This window comes from Bacillus amyloliquefaciens DSM 7 = ATCC 23350, from assembly GCF_000196735.1.
Lineage (GTDB): Bacteria > Bacillota > Bacilli > Bacillales > Bacillaceae > Bacillus > Bacillus amyloliquefaciens.
The window spans coordinates 3,240,075-3,263,225 of record NC_014551.1 but is presented as its reverse complement, the minus strand read 5'-3'; the positions used below and the strand labels follow the sequence as shown (position 1 = coordinate 3,263,225).

The window sequence follows — 23,151 nt, the reverse complement described above, 5'->3', positions numbered from 1 at the left end:
ACATGAGTCATGAAGCAAATGTAGTGGTTTGGAGCAAAAAGGGCTGTGCGTATTGCGATGAAGTGAAAGGATATTTGCGGGAAAAGGCCATTGCGTACGAAACAATTGATGTGACGGAGCGGGATGAATTGCGTGACGTGCTTCAGACTAAGTACGGCATCCGCCATGTCCCCGTCGTTGAAATCGGCAGCGGTGACAGGCGGGTGTATCAGGCCGTTACTCAAGTCGGCATTGAACACGTAGAACGGGCGCTTGCCGATTACGAGGGGAAAAAGGGGGAGAGAAAATGAGCCGGACGGATCTTATTCAATTCGGAGCCATGATTCACGGTGTCGGCGGTACAACGGACGGGTGGCGTCATCCCGACGTCGATCCGTCAGCAAGCACGAATGCGGCGTTTTACAGGCAAAAAGCGCAGACCGCTGAAAGAGGGCTGTTCAGCTTTGCTTTTATTGCGGACGGCTTGTTCATTTCTGAAAAGTCCATCCCGCATTTCTTAAATCGGTTTGAGCCGATCACCATTTTATCGGCGCTTGCCGCTTCTACAACCCATCTTGGTTTAATCGGCACATTTTCCACATCGTTCACTGAGCCGTTCACCATCGCAAGACAGCTCATGTCTCTTGACCATATCAGCGGCGGCCGGGCGGGCTGGAATCTCGTCACTTCTCCGCAGGCGGGGGCTGCGCGCAATCACAGCAAGGAAAGCCTTCCCGACCACAGCCGGCGTTACGCCATCGCCCAAGAACATGTGGACGTGGTGCGCGGTCTGTGGAATTCCTGGGAAGAAGATGCCTTCGTCCGCAACAAAGAAACCGGACAGTTTTTTGATCCTGACAAACTGCATCGTCTGTATCACAAAGGCGAGTATTTTCAAGTGGAGGGCCCGCTGAATATCGGCCGGTCCAAACAGGGAGAGCCGGTCGTTTTCCAAGCGGGGTCTTCAGAAACCGGCCGGTCGTTTGCCGCGCGGAATGCCGATGCAGTCTTTACGCACTCCAATTCACTTGAGGAAACGAAAGCTTTTTATGATGATGTGAAGAAGCGGGCGGCGGATTACGGCCGGGACGCTTCCAAACTGCGGATCTTTCCGGGAATCAGTCCGATTATAGCCGGCTCACAAGAAGAAGCGGAAGCGAAATATCAGGAATTCGCCGAGCTGATTCCGATAGAGAACGCCGTTAAATATGTGGCCAGATTTTTTGACGATTATGATCTGAGCCGTTTTCCGCTGGATGAGCCGTTCCCTGATTTGGGCGACATCGGGAAAAACGCGTTTCAAAGCACGACAGACCGCATCAAAAGAGATGCGAAAGCCCGGAATCTTACGCTGCGTCAAGTGGCGCGCGAAGCCGCGTTTCCGCGAACCCTCTTTATCGGCACACCGGAAGGGGTGGCGTCGTTAATTGAAACATGGTTTCAGGCAGAGGCCGCGGACGGCTTTATCATTCAATCTGACATCCCGGGCACACTTGAAGCCTTTGTGGATCATGTCATACCGATCCTTCAGGAAAAGGGGCTGTACCGAAAAAGCTATCCGGCGGATACACTGCGGGGGAATCTCGGATTGGATATTCCGGTCTGCAAACCAAATCCGATTTTGAGCAGAAACTAAATGTTTCTGCTTTTTCTGCTGCTTCCAACCCCCGTCATTAAAGCATTTCAAAAAAAATATACTGATTTCGAGATATTATTGTTGCTAAAAGATTTTTTTGTAACTATAATTATTACAGAACTGATCAGTATAAAAAACATTCATATTTCATAATAAATATGTGTGTAATCTGAAAACGAAAGGGCTGTTTACAATGGCAAAAGTACTTTATATCACTGCTCATCCTCATGATGAAAAGACATCTTACAGCATGGCGACAGGAAAAGCGTTTATCGATTCTTATAAAGAATCAAACCCGAATGATGAGGTTGTACATATCGACCTTTACAAAGAAAACATTCCTCATATCGACGCGGATGTATTCAGCGGCTGGGGAAAACTTCAATCCGGCACAGGTTTTGAAGAGCTTTCTGAAAATGAAAAAGCGAAAGTCGGCCGTCTGAACGAGCTGAGCGATCAATTCGCATCTGCTGACAAATACGTATTCGTTACACCGCTTTGGAACTTCTCATTCCCGCCTGTTATGAAAGCGTACCTTGATTCTGTAGCTGTAGCCGGAAAATCATTCAAATATACAGAACAAGGCCCGATCGGTCTGTTGACAGACAAAAAAGCGCTCCACATTCAGGCGCGCGGAGGCTATTACTCTGAAGGCCCGGCGGCTGACATGGAAATGGGCCACCGTTACATCGGCATCATGATGAACTTCTTCGGCGTTCCTTCTTTTGACGGTTTAATCGTTGAAGGCCATAATGCTGAACCGAATAAAGCACAGCAAATTAAAGAAGATGCGATTGCCCGCGCGAAAGAAGCCGGAAAATCATTCTAATCTAAAAAAACCTCCCAGCTGATACGGCTGGGGGGTTTTTTATATTAAAGGGCAATCGTCCGTTTTTGTTCGCTGCTTTTCATCACCGCTTCAATGACACGGATGACATCGATGCCTTCTTCCGCCGTAACAGGAAGCGGTTTTCCGTTTAAGATGCTGTCTGCCAGCCGTTTGTAGTACGTAAGGTAAGATCCGTTCTCAGAGGGGATTGTTTCTGTATGTCTTTTTTCATCCGCTGCGGTTGTCAGCTCACCGAAGCTGTCAGGGTCATCGGCGCCCCAGTTCTCGTCAATCGGCTTTTGGCCGGCTGAAAGCGCAGCTTCCTGTCCGTCCTTTCCGTATTTGATAAAGCTTGCATTCCGTCCGTGAATCTGATAGCGCGGGCCGCTTGCCGCATTCATGGAGCCGGATTGAAGAATAACCTGAAGCTTGCCGTAATGGAGGGCGGCCAGAAACCAATCGGCCGTTTCACTGTTGTCCCGCTGTTTCATCACATGTGCGGTGACGGATTCCGGCATTCCGAAAAGCAGGAGTGTCTGGTCAATAATATGTGAACCGAGATCATACAGTGTTCCCGTGGCGGGTCCGCTTTTTTCGCGCCATCTTTCTTGTACAACCGGGTTGTATAGATCGTAGTTGACTTGATATGTATGAATGTCTTGAAGCGCCCCGTCCCGAATCAGCTTTTGAATCGTTAAAAAGTCATTGTCCCAGCGCCGGTTGTGATACACGCTAAGCAAGACGCCTTTATTTTCAGCCGTTCTTCTCAGCTCCTCCGCTTCTGCTGAAGTCGCCGTCATCGGCTTTTCCACGACGGTGTGTTTCCCCGCAAGGAGACATTTCATCGCTGATTCATAATGCATTCCGCTCGGTGTCGTAACGATGACGAGATCAATATCAGGGTCACCGGTGATGTCTTCAATCTTGCGCACGGCTTCAGCCCCCGGCAGATCACGTTTGACCTCATCCGTTCTGGAGGTCATGACTTTTTTGATCTGATAATCATCAAGGACGTCCAAAAGCGGCGCATGAAAGACTTTCCCCGACAGACCATATCCCAATATGCCAACCTGTATCGTTTTCAATGAACTTCCCCCTCTTGATATGTGATAACAATATATACCCCGCGGGTGTACTGGTAAAACTTGTGTGTTGAAAATTTTTTACACCGGTTTTTCAAGTCTGTATAATAAAGATAACGAAGAAAAAAACGAGGTGGAAAATGGACAAACATACCGAACATCAATCGTTAAATCATAAAAGCGCCAAGGAAAAAGACCAGATTCTGAACCGGCTGAAACGGATTGAAGGCCAAGTCAGGGGCATTCAGAACATGGTGGAAAACGAACGATATTGCGTGGATATTCTCGTGCAGATTTCAGCCGTTCAGGCGGCCATGCAAAAAGTCGCGTTTCATCTGCTGGAAGATCACGCCCATCACTGCGTAGCCGGCGCCATTGAGAGCGGAAACGGGGAGCAGGCGATTGCCGAGCTGCTGGATGTCGTGAAAAAAATCGCGAAATCATGAAATAAAATGTTTTGAAATACCCTACAGGGGTATGGTAACATGAAGAAGAAAAAACAAGACGTGGAGGGAATCATCATGGAACAAAAAACACTGCAAGTCGAAGGCATGTCCTGTCAGCACTGCGTCAAAGCAGTAGAGACCGGAGTAGGAGAACTGAACGGAGTGACGGAGGTTCAGGTGAAATTGGAAGCCGGACAGGTGGATGTGACGTTTGATGAGAACAAAGTCTCCGTATCAGATATAAAAGACGCGATTGAAGATCAAGGTTATGACGTCGTATAAGGTTTATCGCGCTTCGGGAACGGGCGCGGTTTTCTTTTATGAAAATGATACCCCCTGGGGGTTTGTGAGAAGAGGTGAGGGCATTGAGTGAACCAAAAGAAATGACTATTCAAGTGGGAGGCATGACATGCGCCGCCTGCGCTTCAAGAATTGAAAAAGGACTGAAACGGATGGACGGCGTCAATGACGCTTCCGTCAATCTTGCGCTTGAGACCTCAAATATTTCCTATCAGCCTGACAAAATCGAAGCTGGCGCCGTAAAGGATAAAATTGGAAAACTCGGCTATCACGTCGTGACGGAAAAAGCCGATTTTCAGATTGAAGGCATGACGTGCGCCGCCTGCGCCAATCGGATTGAAAAGCGCCTGAACAAAATAGAGGGCGTTGTGGGCGCGCCGGTGAATTTCGCCCTTGAAACGGTCTCCGTTGAATACAACCCTAAAGAAGTGACACCGAAAGAACTGAAAGAGACCGTGGCAAAACTCGGCTATCGATTAGAAGATAAGGAAGCGGACGGCCAAGACGGCGGATTATCTCAAAAGGAAAAAGAACAGCGTAAACAGCTGATCAGGCTGATATTTTCTGCCGTTCTCTCCTTTCCGCTTCTATGGTCGATGGTCAGCCATTTTTCTTTTACTTCTTTTATCTGGATGCCGGATATCCTGATGAATCCGTGGCTGCAATTCGCGCTTGCCACCCCGGTGCAGCTCGTCATCGGCTGGCCTTTTTATACGGGAGCGTACAAGGCGCTTAGAAATAAAAGCGCCAATATGGATGTTCTCGTTGCCCTCGGAACGACGGCCGCTTACGCGTACAGCCTGTACATGACGATTGCGTCTCTCGGGCGAAACGGCCATGCCGAGGGGCTTTATTATGAAACGAGCGCCATTTTGCTGACTTTGATTTTGCTTGGAAAGCTTTTAGAGATGAAAGCAAAAGGCCGCTCATCAGAAGCGATTAAAAAGTTAATGAAGCTTCAGGCGAGGACGGCGGCGGTCGAGCGGGAAGGGAAGGTACAGGTGATTCCGATTGACGAGGTCCGGACGGGGGACATCGTATACGTGAAACCGGGAGAACGCGTTCCTGTCGATGGCGAAGTGATTGAAGGCCATTCCGCGATTGATGAATCGATGATTACGGGAGAAAGCATGCCTGCAGATAAGTCTCCGGGGAGCACCGTCACTGGGGCGACGATCAATGCAAATGGCTTTCTCAAAATCAGAGCGGTGAATGTCGGGAAAGATACCGCGCTTGCACACATTATTAAAATCGTGGAAGAAGCCCAAGGATCAAAAGCGCCCATTCAGCGGCTCGCGGATCACATTTCAGGCATTTTCGTCCCGATTGTGCTGGGATTGGCCGTGATGACTTTTCTCATTTGGTATGTATGGGCGTCTCCGGGACAGTTTTCTGAAGCGATCGGCAAATTCATCGCCGTGCTTGTCATTGCCTGTCCGTGCGCACTCGGGCTCGCCACTCCGACGAGCATTATGGCGGGCTCCGGCCGCGCAGCTGAATTCGGCATTCTCTTTAAAGGCGGAGAGCACTTAGAAAAGACCCAGCGTCTGACGACAATCGTACTGGATAAAACCGGAACGGTGACAAACGGCAGACCGGTGCTGACAGACGCCGTACCGGCAGCGGGAATGAACGAAGAGGAGCTCCTGCGGCTTGCGGCCGCCGCTGAAGCGGGATCGGAGCACCCGCTTGGAGAAGCCATCGTTTCAGGAGCCGAAAAACGCGGGATTTCCATTCCGAAACTAACCCGTTTCCAAGCCCGGATCGGTTCCGGAATCTATGCAGAGGCTGACGGGAAAACGATTCTTGCCGGATCAAGACGGCTGATGGAATCGGAACACATTGAACATGAAGCATTGCTTCCGCACATGACCCGCTTGGAGGCGGAAGGAAAAACGGTGATGCTCATTAAGGCAGACGGCAAAGCGGCGGGGCTTATCGCAGTCGCCGATACGATCAAAGAAACATCTCAGGCTGCGGTGAAACGCCTGAAGGATATGGGCCTTGACGTCATCATGATGACCGGTGACAACCAAAAGACGGCGGAAGCCATTGCTAAAGCCGCAGGCATCGGCAGCGTGATTGCCGAAGTGCTTCCCGAACAAAAGGCAGCGGAGATTTCCCGGCTGCAAAAAGAAGGCCGGCGCGTGGCAATGGTCGGCGACGGCATCAATGATGCTCCGGCGCTGGCTGTGGCCGATATCGGGATGGCCATCGGCACCGGCACCGATATCGCAATGGAAGCAGCGGACATTACGCTGATTCGCGGAGACCTGAACGGCATTGCCGACGCCATCGGCATGAGCAGGCTGACTATGAGAAACATCAAGCAGAATTTAGGATGGGCATTGGGCTACAACACCATAGGCATTCCGATTGCGGCAGCCGGCTTTCTGGCTCCGTGGGTGGCAGGCGCCGCCATGGCGTTCAGCTCGGTATCGGTCGTCCTTAATGCTTTGCGTTTACAGAAGGTGAAAAAAGACAAAATCGGCTGATGCCGGTTTTGTCTTTTTTATTGACACTTTATTCAAAACTTGCATATAATATAGAAAACAACTATATGAACATATGCTCATATATATAATTTCGTTTAGCTGCATTGATATTATGGGAATCCTATTACGGAAAGTAGGGTGAGTCGAAAATGAAAGCGGCAAAAGGTGAATTTGTGTTAGACGGACTTGATTGCAGCAACTGTGCAAAAAAAATAGAAAACGGCGTAAAAGCCATTGACGGCATCGACGGCTGTGCTGTCAATTTTGCGGCAAGCACCATTACAGTTTCGGCCGGGGGCAAAGATGAGCAATGGATGAAAGATGAAGTTGCAAAAAAAGTAAAGTCCATTGATCCTCATGTGACCGTCCGTTCGAAGCATGAAGACAAACCTGGCGAGGATGAATACCGCAAAAAGCTGCAGCTGATGCTAGTGAGATTGGCGGCGGGCGCCGTTTTGGCCGTCATCGCTTACTTCGCGCACACAGGCGCCGTCCTTGAGTTTCTGCTCTTTTTTGCTTCATATTTGATCATCGGCGGCGATATCGTAGCCAGAGCGGGGAAAAATATTGTCCGCGGCCAGGTATTTGATGAGCATTTTCTGATGGCGCTTGCGACAATCGGCGCATTTATCATTCATCAGTATCCGGAAGGCGTCGCGGTCATGCTGTTCTACCAAATCGGTGAATTGTTTCAGGGGGCGGCCGTCAGCCGATCCAGAAAATCGATCAGCGCGTTATTGGACATCCGTCCTGAGTACGCCAATGTGAAAACGGAAAACGGCATGACTGCCGTTCCGCCGCAGGAGGTCAAAGTCGGACAGGTCATCGTCGTGAATCCCGGAGAACGGATTCCGCTGGACGGAAAGGTGCTGAGCGGCTCATCGATGGTTGATACATCCGCTTTAACGGGCGAATCCGTGCCGAGAAAAGCGGAGCCGGGCCAAGATGTGATGGCCGGATTTATGAACCAGAACGGCGTGCTTCATATTGAAACCTCTAAAGGATATGAAGACTCCGCCGTATCAAAAATATTGGATCTGGTCGAAAATGCGGCCGGACGCAAAGCGAAAACGGAAAACTTTATTACGAAGTTTGCCAAGTACTATACACCGGCCGTTGTCATTGTCGCGGTGCTTCTCGCCTTTTTACCGCCGCTTTTCGTGCCGTCAGCCGCGCTGTCCGACTGGGTGTACCGGGCGCTGATTTTCCTTGTGATTTCTTGTCCGTGCGCACTCGTCGTCTCCATTCCGCTCGGGTTTTTCGGCGGTATTGGAGCCGCGTCTAAAGCAGGGGTGCTCGTGAAAGGCAGCAACTATTTAGAAGCGCTCAATCAGGTGGCATACGCCGTGTTTGATAAAACGGGAACCTTAACGAAAGGCAATTTCGCCGTTACTGATATCAAACCGGCGGCAGGATTTACGCAAGACAGCCTGCTTCATGCGGCTGCGCTTGCCGAAGTCCATTCCAATCATCCGATTGCTTCATCCATCCGTGAGGCTTACAATCAACCGCTCGCGGCTGAGGAGATTGAAGAATATGAAGAAATACCCGGACACGGCATTCGGGTGAAAACCGGCGGATCAACGATTTTGGCCGGAAATCAAAAACTGATGGCAAAAGAACAAATCGCTTTCGGCACAGCTGAAAACAACGGAACCGTCGTTTACGTTGCCGTTGATCAGCAATATGCGGGGGCGATCGTGATCGCCGATGAAATCAAAGAGGACGCCAAACAGGCCATTGCCCGTTTAAAAGCGCTCGGCGTCAAACGGACAGTGATGCTGACGGGTGATTCAAAGCAGACCGGTGAAGCGGTCGGCCGCGAGCTCGGTATTGATGACGTGTATACAGAACTGCTGCCGGGAGACAAAGTAGACCGAGTCGAAGAACTCGAAGCGGCGCTTGCACCGAATGAAAAACTGATGTTTGTCGGTGATGGGATTAACGATACGCCTGTGCTTGCCAGAGCTGACATCGGAGCTGCCATGGGGGCTCTCGGTTCTGATGCCGCCGTCGAAGCGGCCGATGTCGTCCTGATGACAGACCAGCCGTCAAAAGCAGCCGAAGCCATCCGGATTGCACGCCGCACACGCCGGATCGTCTGGCAGAATATTGGATTTGCTTTAGGCGTAAAAATCATTTTTCTCCTGCTTGGCGCATTCGGATTCGCCACCATGTGGGAAGCGGTCTTTTCAGATGTAGGCGTCACGCTGATCGCCGTTGCCAACGCGATGCGCGTCATGAGAGTGAAAGCGGAATAATTGTCAAAGATAATTCGTTTTTCAGGGTTTTCTTAAACAAGGTTGTCTTGGTAAAATAGAGAAGCGGGCCATCCGGCATCCGCTTCTTTTTTATTTTAAAAACAATGAGGTGTCTGAGTGAAAAAGAAACAATCGTCTGCGAAATTTGCGGTGATTCTGACGTTAATCGTTGTCGTTTTATTTGCGGCCATCGTAATTATTAACAACCAAACGGAAAAAGCGGGCGAAACAGTCGCCGAACAGCCTTCCATTAAAGGACAGCCCGTGCTTGGCAAAGACAGCGCGCCTGTGACGGTAGTTGAATTCGGAGATTACAAATGTCCGTCATGCAAAGTATTTAACAGCGATATCTTTCCGAAAATCAAAAAAGATTTTATCGATAAAGGCGACGTGAAATTTTCATTTGTGAACGTCATGTTCCACGGAACCGGCTCGCGTCTGGCGGCACTTGCTTCAGAAGAGGTGTGGAAGGAAGACCCGGCATCATTCTGGGCTTTCCATGAAAAGCTGTTTGAAGAGCAGCCGTCAAGCGAACAGGAATGGGTCACGCCTGCATTGCTTGAAAAGACGGTCAAAAGCACCGCGAAAAAGGTTGATCCTGACAAGCTGAAGGAAAACCTTGATAAAGAAACCTTCGCAACAGAGCTGAAAGCTGACACTGACCTGAATGATAAATTAAATATCACGGCGACACCGACGATTTACGTAAATGACAAAGTGATTAAAGACTTCGCTAATTATGAGGAGATTTCAAAAACGATTAAGAAAGAGCTGAAAAATGAAAAATAGAATCGTATTTTTATATGCTTCTTGGGTAATAGCTCTTGTTGCCATGCTCGGCAGCCTATATTTCAGCGAGATCAGAAAATTCATACCGTGCGAGCTGTGCTGGTATCAAAGAATTCTCATGTACCCGCTTGTCCTGATTTTAGGAATCGCCACCTTTCAGGGTGACACGCGCGTGAAAAAATATGTGCTCCCGATGGCCGTCATCGGTGCGTTTATATCGATCATGCATTACCTTGAGCAGAAGGTGCCCGGTTTCAGCGGCATCAAGCCATGCGTCTACGGCGTACCTTGCTCATCTGAATATATTAACTGGTTCGGTTTTATTACCATTCCATTCTTAGCATTGACGGCATTTATTCTCATTATTGTCTGCATGTGTTTTGTCAAAGCGGAACGCACGGCAAAATAAAGAGCCTGCTCCATGGGAGCGGCTCTTTTTCTATTATCTGTACCAAGCTTTGTTTGTCTCAATCTGTCTGTTATGGGAACTGTCCCAAATATCTACGGAATAGGCATAATCATAATTCATGACGCAGCGGATGCCGCTGCCTTGGGCGTCATGCTGAAGTCCGAAATTATGGGAAAACTCGTGCTGGGCCGCTTTCGCCGTGTTGGCCGTTCCTTGATCTAGGTTCACGCTGAAGGCCGGGCCGCTCGGTTTGCCGTTATATACATACGCGATACCGCCGGCGTCAAAACTCGATTTTGCGGTAAAACCGACGACAAAATGATAATTTTGATTTCTGAAGCTGCTTTGGAGATTCGATAAAATCTGAGAACTGTTTGAGCCGGAGGAATTCCAGGCTTGCACGGCCTGTACGACAAAATCAATGTTATGATCACGGTTGAAGGCGACATCAGCCTGCTCCACGATCTGGACGATTCGCGTTTGCCAGTCGCTGTATTTGGCGCGGTATTCAGCGTCCGCCACCGCCAGTACTCTGACCTTCTGAGAGCCCGTGCTGGCTTTAGTTGAGGCTTTATCCTGATTGACATTGGCATCGAATCGTTTCGTGCCGACCTGCTTACCGTTTTCATCCAGAATTTTTGTATCAACCGTCTGTTCAATCTGAACCGGGCCTTTCAGATCTTTAAAATGATCGGCTTTCGGAAGCGGGTCCGTATACACCGTTTTGGCCGGCTCCGCATGAGTGTGCGAATGCGTATGGTTTTCGGCTGACGGCAGGCCGGGAATTAATCCGGCGGCCAATAAAACTGGAAAAACAAGTGAACTGATTTTCATCTTATAACCCCCCTTTTTTGTTAAGAGAAAGTATTCAATGTAACTTCCAATAAACCTCCTAATATAGTATAAAATAGGAAAATATTCTCGCCTCCAGATATGATGAATGCAGTTGTCCCGATTTTGGAATCAGAATCTTTCAAAAATAAGGTTGATTTTAAGAGAAAGCGATTATAAAATCTAATGGTCGTCAGAAAATTTAACAAATAAAAAGGAGCATATGGAATGGCCTGGGAGCTGCTTAGTGTAATCGGCATCATTGCGTTTGCGGTCAGCGGAGCGATTGTTGCGATGGAAGAGGAGTATGATATTTTAGGCGTGTATATCTTGGGGATTGTAACAGCGTTCGGCGGCGGAGCCATCCGAAACCTGCTGATCGGTGTTCCGGTCTCCGCCTTGTGGGAGCAAGGCGCGTTTTTTCAAATCGCTCTCGCATCAGTTACGATTGTCTTTTTATTTCCGAAGCTGCTGTTAAGACATTGGAGTAAATGGGGAAACGTATCCGATGCCATCGGGCTTTCGGCGTTTGCCATCCAAGGCGCTTTGTATGCCGTAAAAATGGGCCATCCGCTCAGTGCAGTGGTTGCGGCCGCGGTGCTGACCGGAAGCGGGGGCGGCATCATACGGGATCTGCTCGCGGGCAGGAAGCCCCTTGTGCTCAAGTCGGAAATTTATGCAGTCTGGGCCGCACTCGGAGGATTAATCGTGGGCCTCGGCTGGGCCGGGAATGCCGCAGGTTTGTATGTGCTGTTCCTAGTGCTTGTGGCATGCCGCATCTGCAGTTATGTTTTCAGGTGGCGCCTGCCGATTCGTTCCTATCATATAGATCAGTAAAAAACCGATTTCATAAAAGAAATCGGTTTTTTTGCATAACGGATAAAAAAGACGCCCGATATGATAAGAAAAAGGGTATTTGACTATAATGATGAATAATATGTTTGTGTAAAGAAAGCCGGATTTGTCAGCTTGATGTCGGAGGTGCCGCTGATGGCAAAACGTGATGAAGAATGGAAAGAAGAGCAGGAAAGAATCAATTTTGTCATGAAGGAACTGGATCAGAAACAAACGCGTCTTGAAGCATCATCGGGCCGGATTGAAGCAGGATATTGTCGGTTTGAGAAAAACGTTTTGGGATGATGTCACGGTTAATTTGGATGATGCCCATGAAGCGGCGGAAACATTTTCAAGCATTAAACAGCAGGCTGAAATGCTTTCAGAACGTGAACGGACGCATCGGCTTCAATACCGGCAGCTTCAAAAAATCCAAAAGCTGAAAGCCTCTCCTTACTTCGGCCGTGTCGATTTTACGGAAAAAGGGGAGTCCTCTGCCGAGCAGATTTATATCGGGCTGACTTCTTTAATGGATGAAACCAATGAGCATTTTCTCATTTACGATTGGCGTGCGCCCATTTCATCTCTTTACTATCAATATTCCCCGGGAAAAGCCCGCTATGAAGTTCCGGAAGAAACGATAGAAGGGGACATCACACTGAAGCGGCAGTTTATCATTAAAAACGGGACGCTTAAAGCGATGTTTAACACGGATATGACGATTGGTGACGAAATGCTGCAAGAGGTGCTGAGCGGCCATTCCGGCCAGCAGATGAAAAACATCGTGTCAACCATCCAAAAAGAACAGAATGAAATAATTCGTGATGAAAAAAGCAAATATCTCATCGTTCAGGGAGCCGCCGGAAGCGGGAAAACATCCGCGGCGCTTCAGCGGGCCGCTTACTTGCTGTACCGCGGGCGCGGTGTGCTTGACGCCCGTCAGATAGTGCTGTTTTCTCCGAACATTTTGTTCAACAGTTACGTTTCCGCCGTATTGCCGGAACTGGGAGAAGAAAATATGGAACAGGCCACGTTTCAGGAATATATCGCCCGCCGGCTCGGACGAAAGTTTGAATGTGAAAGCCCGTACGAACAGCTCGAATATTGCCTGACCGAGCAGAATCAGGACGCGCTTTCCGTAAGGCTCACAGCCATCGCCTACAAAGCGTCATCAGCTTTCCGGACCATGATTGACCGTTACGCCGGATCGCTTTCCGTCTCCGGCCTGATGTGTAAACAGATCAGCTTCCGGGGAGAAATACTGATTTCAAAAGAGCGGATTGAAGATTACTTTTACTCACTTGATCAGCAGCTGCCGATTCCGAACAGAGCGGAGCTGACGGCGGAATGGCTTCTTGCGGAAATCAGCGCACTCGAAAAAAAGGAACGTAAGAAGGAATGGGTTCTGCAGGAGAGTGAGCTGCTCGATAAGGAAGACTATGCTCAGGTTTATCAAAAACTCAAGAAGCAAGCGGCGGATGATGAACCTGCTTTTGACGACCATCAGCGCGAACAGCGGCTGCTTGGCGCCATCATTGTGGGAAAAGCTTTTAAGCCGATTAAGCAGGCCGTCAGACAGCTTGGCTTTCTCGATATAAAACGGATGTATCTCCGGCTGTTTTCAGACTGGGGATCATATGAAACGCCTGATCAATGGCAGAGCATCGGCGCTTTGACCCGGAAAGCGTTCGCAGAGCAGTCACTCCCATATGAAGATGCAGCTCCGTATCTTTATTTGCAGGATCTAATAGAAGGAAAAAGAAAAAACACACAAATGAAGCACGTATTCATTGATGAAGCGCAGGATTATTCCCCATTTCAGCTGACGTATATTCAAAACATCTTCCCAGCCGCGAAGATGACGGTGCTCGGTGATGTCAGCCAGTCGATTTATGCCCACACCATCACGGGCCCTTCTTCACTTGCCGGCTGCTTTCGCAACGGCGCAGAAAAGTATGTCAGCCTGAAGCGGACTTACAGGTCGACGCGGCAGATTGTTGAATTTACGAAAGCGCTGCTCGATGACGGTGATGACATTGAGCCTTTTAACCGGAACGGAGAAAAACCGCGTCTCCTGCGGGCGGATACAGAAAAAGCGCGGCAGGAGCAATTGACGGAAACAATACGGGAGCTCAGGCAAAAAGGCTGGGAGACGATCGCCGTCATCTGCAAAACTGCCGCGGAAGCAAAAAAAGTATTTCAGGCGGTCAGCGTCGCAAGCGATGTCCGTTTGATCAATAAAGAAAATCAGCCTTTCCAAAAAGGGGTATGCGTCATTCCCGTGTATTTGGCAAAAGGCATTGAGTTTGACGCCGTCATTGTTGCTGACGCCTCTGTTACCCAGTACAATAGCCAGCATGACCGCAAGCTGTTATATACGGCCTGCACGCGGGCGATGCATCATCTGACCGTGCTGTCTCCCGGAGAAACTTCTCCTTTTATAAAAGAAGTGCCCGCCGGCTTATTCGTGTAAGCCCTTTGCCGAGTGCAAAGGGCTTTTTATCATTAGTAATCTTAATCATTATCATCACGATTATATATTTTACTTACATACAAATTTTCGGTAAAGTTTCAATTAGAATATTATTTTGACAATTCCTATAGAAATAACGTACGTTACGTTTAATTCCTTGTGAGGTGGATATCGTTGCAACTTCAGGTCATGAACAGTCCGTTTAATCAGGAGCAGGCAGAGCTCCTTAACCGCCTTCTGCCGACCTTGACAGAATCACAGAAAATCTGGCTGAGCGGTTACTTGGCTGCGGCCCGGCCCGAGTCCGGTGAAGCAGCCGCACCCGCTCCCCAGGCTGCGGCAGAAAGCCCGGCAGTCTCGAAAGAAGTGACCGTATTATACGGATCGCAAACGGGAAATGCGGAAGGTCTTGCGAAACAGACGGTAAAGACGCTTGAGGAACGGGGATTCCAAGTCACCGTCGCGTCGATGAACGATTTTAAGCCGAATAATCTGAAAAAAATAAACAATTTACTGATCTTGGTGAGCACGCACGGAGAGGGCGATCCGCCGGATAACGCGCTGGCTTTTCATGAATTTCTTCACGGCAGACGCGCGCCGAAGCTTGAAGCGCTCCGTTTTTCCGTTTTGGCGCTCGGGGACAGCTCGTATGAATTTTTCTGCCAGACCGGCAAAGAGTTTGACGAGCGTCTTAAAGAGCTCGGCGGCACGCAGCTTGCGCCCCGGGTTGATTGCGATCTTGATTATGATGAACCGTTTTCAGAATGGCTTGATGCGGTTATCGGCGGCCTGAACGAAGGTGCGGGAAACCAAACAGCCGAAGCGCCTGCCGAGACGCCTGCTCTCGGTGAATCCGTTTATTCCAGAACGAACCCGTTTCGGGCGGAGGTTCTTGAGAACATCAATCTGAACGGGCGCGGTTCGAATAAAGAAACACGCCATCTGGAGCTTTCGCTTGAAGGTTCCGGTCTCGCGTATCAGCCCGGGGACAGCCTCGGCATCTATCCGGAAAATGATCCGGCGCTCGTGGATGAGCTGATCAATGAGCTGAAATGGGACCCAAAACAGGAAGTGGCGGTGAATAAGCAAGGAGAGACCCGTCCGCTGAAAGACGCGCTCACTTCTCATTTTGAAATTACAGTGTTAACAAAACCGCTCTTGCAAAAGGCCGCACAGTTTACGACTGACAAAAAGCTGAGTGAACTTCTGGCCGAAGGAAATGAAGAGCAGGTGAAAGCATACATCAACGGCCGTGACCTGCTTGATCTCGTCCGGGATTTCGGTCCGTGGGAAGCGTCCGCGGAAGACTTTCTTTCCATCCTGCGTAAAATGCCGGCCCGGCTCTATTCGATCGCAAGCAGTTTAGAAGCGAATCCGGAAGAAGTGCATCTGACAATCGGAGCGGTCAGATATGACGCGCACGGCAGAGAACGAAAAGGCGTCTGCAGCATTCTGTGTGCGGAAAGACTCCAGCCGGGAGATACGCTTCCGGTTTACATTCAGCACAACCAAAACTTCAAGCTGCCGGAAAACCCGGATACACCGATTATTATGGTCGGGCCGGGGACAGGCATCGCGCCGTTCCGTTCCTTTATGCAGGAACGTGAAGAAACCGGTGCTGAAGGGAAAACATGGCTGTTTTTCGGAGATCAGCACTTTGTCACTGATTTTCTGTATCAGACGGAATGGCAAAAATGGCTGCAAAACGGTGTACTTACAAAAATGGACGTCGCTTTTTCCCGGGATTCGGAGGAAAAAGTATATGTGCAGCACCGTATGAAAGAACAAAGCAAAGAGCTGTATGAATGGCTGCAGCAGGGAGCCGCCGTATACATCTGCGGTGATGAACAGCATATGGCGCATGACGTGCACCAGGCGCTTCTCGATATCATTCAGGAAGAAGGCGGCATGAGCCGTGAAAAAGCGGAAAGCTTCCTGGCAGACATGCAGCAGAAAAAACGCTATCAGCGTGACGTATATTGATTTTGGTTTGAAAGGAGCTTATTCAGCATGGTGAACAACATTTTAAAAGCGCCGGAAGGCCCTCCAAGTGATGTTGAGGAAATTAAAGAAAAAAGTGATTATTTGCGCGGCACATTGAAAGAAGTCATGCTTGACCGGATTTCAGCCGGCATCCCGGACGATGACAACCGGCTGATGAAGCATCACGGCAGCTACCTGCAGGATGACCGCGATCTCCGCAATGAACGTCAGAAACAAAAGCTTGAACCGGCTTATCAATTCATGCTGCGCGTCCGGATGCCAGGCGGCGTGTCAACTCCGGAGCAATGGCTTGTCATGGATGAACTGGCGCAAAAATACGGAAACAATACATTAAAGCTGACAACGCGCGAAACGTTCCAAATGCACGGAATTTTAAAATGGAACATGAAAAAAACGATTCAGAAAATCAATGAGGCGCTGCTTGATACCATTGCGGCCTGCGGAGATGTCAACCGAAACGTCATGTGCGCTTCAAATCCGTATCAGTCTGAAATCCATGCGGAAGTGTACGAATGGTCGAAAAAACTGAGTGATGACCTTCTTCCGCGCACGAGAGCCTATCATGAAATCTGGCTTGATGAGGAACGTGTGGCGGGCACTCCTGATACGGAAACGGAACCGATGTACGGGCCGCTGTATTTGCCGCGGAAATTCAAAATCGGAATCGCCGTGCCTCCGTCCAATGATATCGATGTCTTTTCTCAAGATCTCGGCTTCATTGCGATTGTAGAAGAAGGCAGACTTATCGGATTCAACGTGGCGATCGGCGGCGGTATGGGAATGACGCACGGTGATACGGCCACTTATCCGCAGCTTTCAAAAGTCATCGGCTTCTGCAAACCGGAGCAGCTGTATGATGTAGCGGAAAAAACCATTACGATTCAGCGTGATTACGGAAATCGTTCCGTCAGAAAGAATGCCAGATTTAAATATACTGTTGACCGTCTCGGTCTGGAAAATGTAAAAGCCGAGCTGGAAAACCGCCTCGGCTGGCAGCTGGATGAGGCGAAACCTTATCATTTTGACCATAACGGCGACCGTTACGGATGGGTGAAAGGCGTAAAAGGAACATGGCATTTTACGATGTTCATCGAAGGCGGCCGTGTCACGGACTATGAGGATTATAAGCTGATGACGGGATTACGTGAAATCGCCAAAGTCCATACGGGAGATTTCCGTCTCACCTCTAATCAAAACCTGATTATCGGCAATGTGACGAGCGAGAAAAAGAAACAAATCAGCGCATTAATCGAACAATACGGTCTGACAGACGGCCGGCAGCATTCCGCCCTGCGCCGCAGTTCAATGGCTTGCGTCGCGCTTCCGACATGCGGGCTCGCGATGGCCGAAGCGGAGCGGTATCTGCCAAAGCTGATTGATAAAATTGAAGCCATTGTTGACGAAAACGGTCTGCGGGATGAAGAGATCACCATCCGTATGACTGGCTGCCCGAATGGCTGCGCCCGCCATGCGCTCGGTGAAATCGGATTTATCGGAAAAGCGCCGGGAAAATATAATATGTATTTAGGAGCTGCATTTGACGGCAGCCGTTTAAGCAAAATGTACCGGGAAAATATCGGTGAAGAGGAGATTCTCAGTGAGCTCCGCACCATTCTGCCGCGTTATGCGAAAGAGCGCGAGGAAGGCGAACACTTTGGAGATTTCGTCATCCGTGCGGGCATTATTAAAGCGACAACAGACGGAACGAATTTTCACGAATAAGATGAGCTGCTGAAACAATTTACTGAACAGTAGGAACGCAGCCGTGCGAAAAGCCTGTTTTCATAGAAAACAGGCTTTTTCTTTTTTTAGAAAAAAAGTAGCCGAAGGCAAAAAAAGTTCCCCGTGAGCACGTTATGAGAAATTTTAAATAAAAACGGGTAATATAAGAGAAGAAAGGTTGTGTGCGGAAAATATACCGGGCCAGCCCGGTAATTGGCTCCGGCCTTTGACAGGTGCCGTGAGAACAGGCAATGATGATTCAATGCAGCAGATGAAGGAGGTCATGCTTTGGACATATTTTTAGTCGTACTCGTACTTTTAACCATCATTGCGATCTCCAATATTATAAATCGGTTTGTCCCCTTTATCCCGGTGCCTCTGATTCAGGTGGCGCTCGGTATCATTGCGGCGTCATTTCCGCAGGGGCTTCATTTTGAACTGAATACCGAATTGTTTTTTGTTTTGTTTATCGCTCCGCTGCTTTTTAACGATGGAAAACGGACGCCGCGTGCGGAACTTTGGAATTTAAGAGCGCCGATTCTGCTTCTCGCACTCGGGCTCGTGTTTGCCACGGTCATTGTCGGCGGTTACACCATTCATTGGATGATTCCGAGCATTCCGCTGGCCGCCGCGTTCGGGCTGGCGGCGATCCTGTCACCGACTGATGTTGTTGCGGTCAGCGCGCTGTCAGGGCGTGTGAAGATGCCAAAAGGCATTCTGCGTCTCCTTGAAGGAGAAGGGCTGATGAATGACGCATCCGGCCTGGTCGCTTTTAAATTTGCGATTGCGGCTGCCGTGACGGGCGCATTTTCGCTGGCGCAAGCCGCGTTCAGCTTTGTTTTGATTTCAGCCGGCGGTTTACTCAGCGGTGTCGTCATTTCTTTTTTGATTATCCGTTTCCGGCTGTTTTTGCGCCGCCTCGGCATGCAGGATGTCACGATGCATATGCTGATTCAAATTCTGACGCCGTTTGTCATTTATCTGGCGGCTGAAGAAATCGGCGTTTCCGGCATTTTAGCGGTTGTGGCCGGCGGCATCACGCATGCGGTGGAGCAGGATCGTCTTGAATCAACGATGGTCAAACTGCAAATCGTCTCTGCAAGTACGTGGAATATTATTTTGTTCATTCTTAACGGTCTTGTTTTCGTCATATTAGGAACGCAAATACCGGATGTGGTTTCTGTTATTTTTAATGATACCGCGTTTAACAATATGATGGTCATCGGGTACATTATCGTCATTACGCTGACGTTAATGATTCTCAGATTTTTGTGGGTGTTGTTTTTTTGGAACGGCAAGTGGTTTTTTAACAAGGATCAGAGCATTTATAAGCCCGGCCTGCGCTCCACGCTGCTGATTTCGGTTTCAGGCGTCAGGGGAGCGGTCACGCTTGCGGGTTCCTTTTCCATTCCGTACGTGCTCTCCGACGGCTCGCCGTTTCCTGAACGGAATTTGATTCTCTTTTTAGCCGCAGGTGTTATTTTGTGCACATTGGTGCTGGCGACAATCGTACTGCCGATTCTGACTGATAAGCCGGAAGACAATGCGAAAGAGAAGAAAGTCAAATTGCTGACAGCGAGACGGAAGCTGATAAAGGCTGCTTTATCGTCCATCAAAGAAAATATGAATGAGACAAACAAAACGGCTTCTTTTGCGGTCATTGCCGAATACAATGAGAAAATGAAAAATCTCAGGTTTCAGCAGTTCACCGTAAAAAACCGCACGAAAAAAGATGAGCGGAAAGTCCGCGCCCAAGGGATACAGGCTGAACAGGAAGAACTGCTCCGGCTGATTGAGCGGGGCGACATCCCGGAAGAAACGGCTGACAGCCTCCAGGAACGGTTCGATGAGCTGGAAGTGCTTTATACGAATCCGTTTAAAGTCGGCCTATCTAAGAAAAAGCTGAAACGCCTGATGTACTGGATCTTTTTCGGTGAACAAAAAAAGCCGGAAATGTCGATTTTAAATGAAGAAGGCCTCATTCGCGCCACAAGGGTTAAAACGGCAAAAGCGGCAATTGAAAGCCTGAAAAAACAGATGACCGAAGAAAATAAAGATGTGACGCTTGCCGTCATTTCCTTTTACAATCACTTGATTTTCAGGCTGGGGCACTCGTATCACGAACAGAATCCGAGCCGCCGTTTTGAAAATCAAAAACTTGAGATCAAACTGCGGGCCGTGCAGGCCATCCGCAACGAAATCCAAACATTATTCGAAGAGCGGGAAATCTCCCGCGACATGTCACATGAGCTTCGCCAATACATCAATGATGTGGAAGCGGCGATGCTTGACGGAGATGAATAAATGAAAAAAGTCCGGCATCTGTGTGCCGGACTTTTTTTGATTACGGACGATGAAATTCGAAGTGATCGCCGTCGCGGTCAAACCAGCCTCTGAAGGCCCAGTTGATCCAGCCGCCATCGCCTTTGTTGGTGAAGCTTCCGTCTTCAAACACCCAAATGCCGTATGTGATGCCGTCATAAACGGCGGAACCGTAAAACTGAACGCCGTTAAAATGATCTTCATATTCCTGGCTTAAATTAAACACCATGACATTATATTTTTGTCCTGAAGCGTAGAATGAAGATTCCATTAAGTTTTTGACGAAGCCGTCACGGTTTTGCGCCGACTTAATCGCGTCAGCAATCGAATTGCCGATGCCGAGCAGGTCAACATCAATGTTTAAACCGACATCTTTTGCGGAGACATCTGACTTTTGCTGTGCCATGTTTTGAGGGACTGGCTTTTCTTTTGCGGATACAAAGGACAGAGGAGTCAGGGACAAAGCGGCGCCAAGGGCAACGGACATTGGGATGCGTATACGTTTCATCGTATTTCCTCCTTCAATTGTTTGGTGGCTACATTAGCGATTTACCCGGTCAGTTACCGGGCTAACCGGATTTTTTGAAAAATAGGAAAATAATAACGTTAGTGGTGCCGGAGTACTAAAGAGGGTTTCTGTTATAACGATGAGCGTATAATTGGTTTCTTACGGCGGAAATGTGAGATAATAATAACCGTTTACATAATGACTAGAAAGGATGGTTCAACGTGGCAAAAAGCTTAAAAGATACTGTAAAGCTTCATAATGGCGTTGAAATGCCGTGGTTCGGCCTTGGCGTATTTAAGGTGGAAAACGGAAGCGTAGCGGCGGATTCTGTCGAAGCGGCAATCAGAAATGGCTACCGCAGCATTGATACGGCGGCAATTTATAAAAATGAAGAGGGCGTCGGCGAAGGCATCAGAGCTGCGGGCGTTGCCAGAGAAGAGCTGTTCATCACGTCAAAAGTGTGGAATGAAGATCAAGGATACGAAACGACACTTGACGCATTTGAGAAAAGCCTTGAGCGCCTCGGCCTCGATTACCTTGACCTATACCTGATTCATTGGCCGGGCAAGGATAAATATAAAGACACATGGCGCGCTCTTGAAAAGCTGTACAAAGACGGCAAAATCCGCGCGATCGGCGTCAGCAACTTCCAAGTGCATCACTTAGAAGAACTGCTGAAAGATGCTGAGATCAAGCCGATGGTCAACCAGATAGAATTCCACCCGCGCCTGACTCAAAAAGAAGTAAGAGATTTCTGCAAAGCGCAGGGCATTCAAGTGGAAGCATGGTCTCCATTGATGCAGGGACAGCTCTTGGATAACGAAGTGCTGTCACAAATTGCGGAAAAACATAACAAATCGGTCGCTCAAGTGATTTTGCGCTGGGATCTTCAAAACGAAGTCGTTACCATTCCGAAATCCATTAAAGAGCACCGCATCATAGAAAATGCCGATATTTTTGATTTCGAACTGTCACAGGAAGAAATGGAAAAGATCAGCGCATTAAACAAAGACGAGCGTGTCGGCCCGAATCCGGACGAGCTTCTGTTCTAAGAAAAAACAGCCCTTTACGGGGCTGTTTTTCTTTTACATAAATGTCTGTGACTGCCGTTTTACACTGAACCTGTATGCGGCAATTAATAAAAAGGCGGCGGCGAAGGCTCCTAAAATAGTGATATTCAGTGTCAGGCTTTGGAGCGAACGGCCGTGCTGCAGTTGATCCACCGTATCGAGCACCCAATGCTGAGGCAGAAATTCGGCGATTGTCTGCACCGTTTTCGGCATAATATTGCCGGGAAAGAAGCAGCCTGCCAGCAAACATGTCGGTACGACGATTAAATTCAAAAGCGCCGACGCCGAAGCGCTGCTGTTGGAAAAACCGACGGTAATAAAGGCGATCCCGATCGCGCTTAAGGCAAACAGCATCATCAGGGCGAACAGCTGCCACAGCGGGAATGACGGCTGAATATGAAAAGCTGCGCCCATAAAGAGAACGGCGAATATAATTTGGACGGCCATGATAATCATATTCACCGCCGCGTTCGCCAATACATACTGTTTTGACGTGATCGGCGTTGACAGCAGCCTGTAGTACGTTCTGTTTTCTCTCTCTTTAATCATCAGTTCTGTCAGGTTGCCGGCGGAATAGAGCATAATAATGATGAGATATCCAATGACTGAGTAAGTCATTTCTTTATGGTTCGATGTATCTTGTAAAACAGCGGATTCCGTTTGAATGGGAGAATGCTTGAAATCGGCGTACATCGCCTGAAAAGCTTTCGCGTCTCCGCCGGAAGATTTGCCGATTGAGGCGGCGCTGTTAATATAATTGTACAGATAAGAGCTGACATACCCGGTGACCTGGGCGCCTTTCAGCGAGGTCATGCCGATATGAGACGGTCTCCCGTCTTTTACGCTTTGCGAAAAGCCTTTTTCAAACGTAATCAGCGCCTCCATTTTCCCTGACGCGATCTTTGATGAGGCAGACGCAGCCGTTTCCTCCGAAATCCTCACATGATCCAGCCCTTTTAAAAACGATACCGTATCCTGGGACACTTCTCCTCCGTCTTGGTTGAGAATGCCGATATTGAGCGTTTCGGCTCCGCCATTGGCATTGGTCATGAAGGAGAGAAAGACGCCGATCAGCGGTGCGCCGATATAAAGGATGAGCTGTTTTTTGCTTTTTGTAATCCCTTTGAGAGCATGTGTAAACAGCCACCAGAAGTTTTTCAT

18 protein-coding genes and 1 pseudogene are annotated in these 23,151 nt (G+C 48.9%); 15 read left to right on the top strand and 4 right to left on the bottom strand.

All coding sequences use genetic code 11. The annotated features are described in order from the left end of the window. Positions 1 to 2: 2 nt before the first annotated feature. The 3 genes from BAMF_RS36835 (at position 3) to azoRB (ending at position 2,444) form a co-directional block, all read left to right on the top strand. Positions 3 to 290 carry a glutaredoxin family protein gene (locus tag BAMF_RS36835; RefSeq protein WP_013353614.1) on the top strand — a complete coding sequence of 96 codons (288 nt, stop codon included), beginning with the start codon at positions 3 to 5 and terminating at the stop codon, positions 288 to 290. Further along, a complete protein-coding gene (locus BAMF_RS36830; protein ID WP_013353613.1) occupies positions 287 to 1,615 on the top strand; it encodes an LLM class flavin-dependent oxidoreductase in 1,329 nt (442 codons plus the stop codon). The genes BAMF_RS36835 and BAMF_RS36830 overlap by 4 nt, the downstream gene beginning before the upstream one ends. A gap of 193 nt (positions 1,616 to 1,808) precedes the next feature. Beyond that, positions 1,809 to 2,444, top strand: a complete 636-nt coding sequence (gene azoRB, locus BAMF_RS36825; protein ID WP_003151719.1) for an FMN-dependent NADH-azoreductase AzoRB — start codon at positions 1,809 to 1,811, stop codon at positions 2,442 to 2,444. Between the two features lie 44 nt (positions 2,445 to 2,488). Here the strand turns inward: azoRB and BAMF_RS36820 are convergent, their stop codons facing one another. Further along, a complete protein-coding gene (locus BAMF_RS36820; RefSeq protein ID WP_013353611.1) occupies positions 2,489 to 3,529 on the bottom strand; it encodes an oxidoreductase in 1,041 nt (346 codons plus the stop codon). A gap of 137 nt (positions 3,530 to 3,666) precedes the next feature. On the opposite strand from BAMF_RS36820, the gene csoR reads away from it, so the two are divergent. The 6 genes from csoR to BAMF_RS36790 all read left to right on the top strand — a co-directional run bounded on the left by csoR (position 3,667) and on the right by BAMF_RS36790 (position 10,226). Further along, positions 3,667 to 3,972 (top strand): copper-sensing transcriptional repressor CsoR, encoded by a 306-nt coding sequence (gene csoR, locus BAMF_RS36815; RefSeq protein ID WP_013353610.1) that lies wholly within the window; start codon positions 3,667 to 3,669, stop codon positions 3,970 to 3,972. 75 nt (positions 3,973 to 4,047) lie between these two features. Next, positions 4,048 to 4,254 (top strand): copper chaperone CopZ, encoded by a 207-nt coding sequence (gene copZ, locus BAMF_RS36810; protein WP_041481741.1) that lies wholly within the window; start codon positions 4,048 to 4,050, stop codon positions 4,252 to 4,254. 83 nt (positions 4,255 to 4,337) lie between these two features. Next, a complete protein-coding gene (locus BAMF_RS36805; RefSeq protein ID WP_041481674.1) occupies positions 4,338 to 6,767 on the top strand; it encodes a heavy metal translocating P-type ATPase in 2,430 nt (809 codons plus the stop codon). Positions 6,768 to 6,916: 149 nt separating this feature from the next. Beyond that, complete coding sequence (locus BAMF_RS36800; RefSeq protein ID WP_013353607.1) at positions 6,917 to 9,028, top strand: heavy metal translocating P-type ATPase; 2,112 nt, start codon at positions 6,917 to 6,919, stop codon at positions 9,026 to 9,028. A 117-nt stretch (positions 9,029 to 9,145) separates the two neighbouring features. Next, complete coding sequence (locus tag BAMF_RS36795) at positions 9,146 to 9,817, top strand: DsbA family protein (protein ID WP_013353606.1); 672 nt, start codon at positions 9,146 to 9,148, stop codon at positions 9,815 to 9,817. Continuing rightward, positions 9,807 to 10,226: a disulfide oxidoreductase gene (locus tag BAMF_RS36790; RefSeq protein WP_013353605.1), complete on the top strand. Its 420-nt coding sequence runs from the start codon at positions 9,807 to 9,809 to the stop codon at positions 10,224 to 10,226. Before BAMF_RS36795 ends, BAMF_RS36790 begins: the two co-directional genes overlap by 11 nt. A gap of 33 nt (positions 10,227 to 10,259) precedes the next feature. Here BAMF_RS36790 and BAMF_RS36785 read toward each other — a convergent pair whose 3' ends face one another. After that, positions 10,260 to 11,060 (bottom strand): zinc-dependent metalloprotease, encoded by an 801-nt coding sequence (locus BAMF_RS36785; RefSeq protein WP_013353604.1) that lies wholly within the window; start codon positions 11,058 to 11,060, stop codon positions 10,260 to 10,262. 225 nt (positions 11,061 to 11,285) lie between these two features. Between BAMF_RS36785 and BAMF_RS36780 the strand changes: the two genes are divergently transcribed. From BAMF_RS36780 to BAMF_RS36760, 5 genes and pseudogenes are all read left to right on the top strand, one after another. Beyond that, complete coding sequence (locus BAMF_RS36780; protein WP_013353603.1) at positions 11,286 to 11,894, top strand: trimeric intracellular cation channel family protein; 609 nt, start codon at positions 11,286 to 11,288, stop codon at positions 11,892 to 11,894. Positions 11,895 to 12,047: 153 nt separating this feature from the next. Further along, a pseudogene (helD, locus tag BAMF_RS36775) lies at positions 12,048 to 14,364 on the top strand (RNA polymerase recycling motor HelD). 174 nt (positions 14,365 to 14,538) lie between these two features. Further along, positions 14,539 to 16,347 carry an assimilatory sulfite reductase (NADPH) flavoprotein subunit gene (locus BAMF_RS36770; RefSeq protein WP_013353601.1) on the top strand — a complete coding sequence of 603 codons (1,809 nt, stop codon included), beginning with the start codon at positions 14,539 to 14,541 and terminating at the stop codon, positions 16,345 to 16,347. A 27-nt stretch (positions 16,348 to 16,374) separates the two neighbouring features. Further along, the gene (gene cysI / locus BAMF_RS36765; RefSeq protein WP_013353600.1) at positions 16,375 to 18,090 is read left to right on the top strand and encodes an assimilatory sulfite reductase (NADPH) hemoprotein subunit; all 1,716 of its coding nucleotides are present in this window, start codon (positions 16,375 to 16,377) and stop codon (positions 18,088 to 18,090) included. Positions 18,091 to 18,378: 288 nt separating this feature from the next. Beyond that, a complete protein-coding gene (locus BAMF_RS36760; RefSeq protein ID WP_013353599.1) occupies positions 18,379 to 20,394 on the top strand; it encodes a Na+/H+ antiporter in 2,016 nt (671 codons plus the stop codon). Positions 20,395 to 20,434: 40 nt separating this feature from the next. On the opposite strand, the gene BAMF_RS36755 is transcribed toward BAMF_RS36760, so the two are convergent. After that, on the bottom strand, positions 20,435 to 20,920 hold the full coding sequence (locus tag BAMF_RS36755) for a hypothetical protein (RefSeq protein WP_013353598.1): 486 nt from the start codon (positions 20,918 to 20,920) through the stop codon (positions 20,435 to 20,437). A 221-nt stretch (positions 20,921 to 21,141) separates the two neighbouring features. On the opposite strand from BAMF_RS36755, the gene BAMF_RS36750 reads away from it, so the two are divergent. Beyond that, positions 21,142 to 21,972 (top strand): aldo/keto reductase, encoded by an 831-nt coding sequence (locus BAMF_RS36750; protein WP_007410023.1) that lies wholly within the window; start codon positions 21,142 to 21,144, stop codon positions 21,970 to 21,972. Between the two features lie 33 nt (positions 21,973 to 22,005). On the opposite strand, the gene BAMF_RS36745 is transcribed toward BAMF_RS36750, so the two are convergent. Continuing rightward, complete coding sequence (locus BAMF_RS36745) at positions 22,006 to 23,151, bottom strand: ABC transporter permease (RefSeq protein WP_013353597.1); 1,146 nt, start codon at positions 23,149 to 23,151, stop codon at positions 22,006 to 22,008.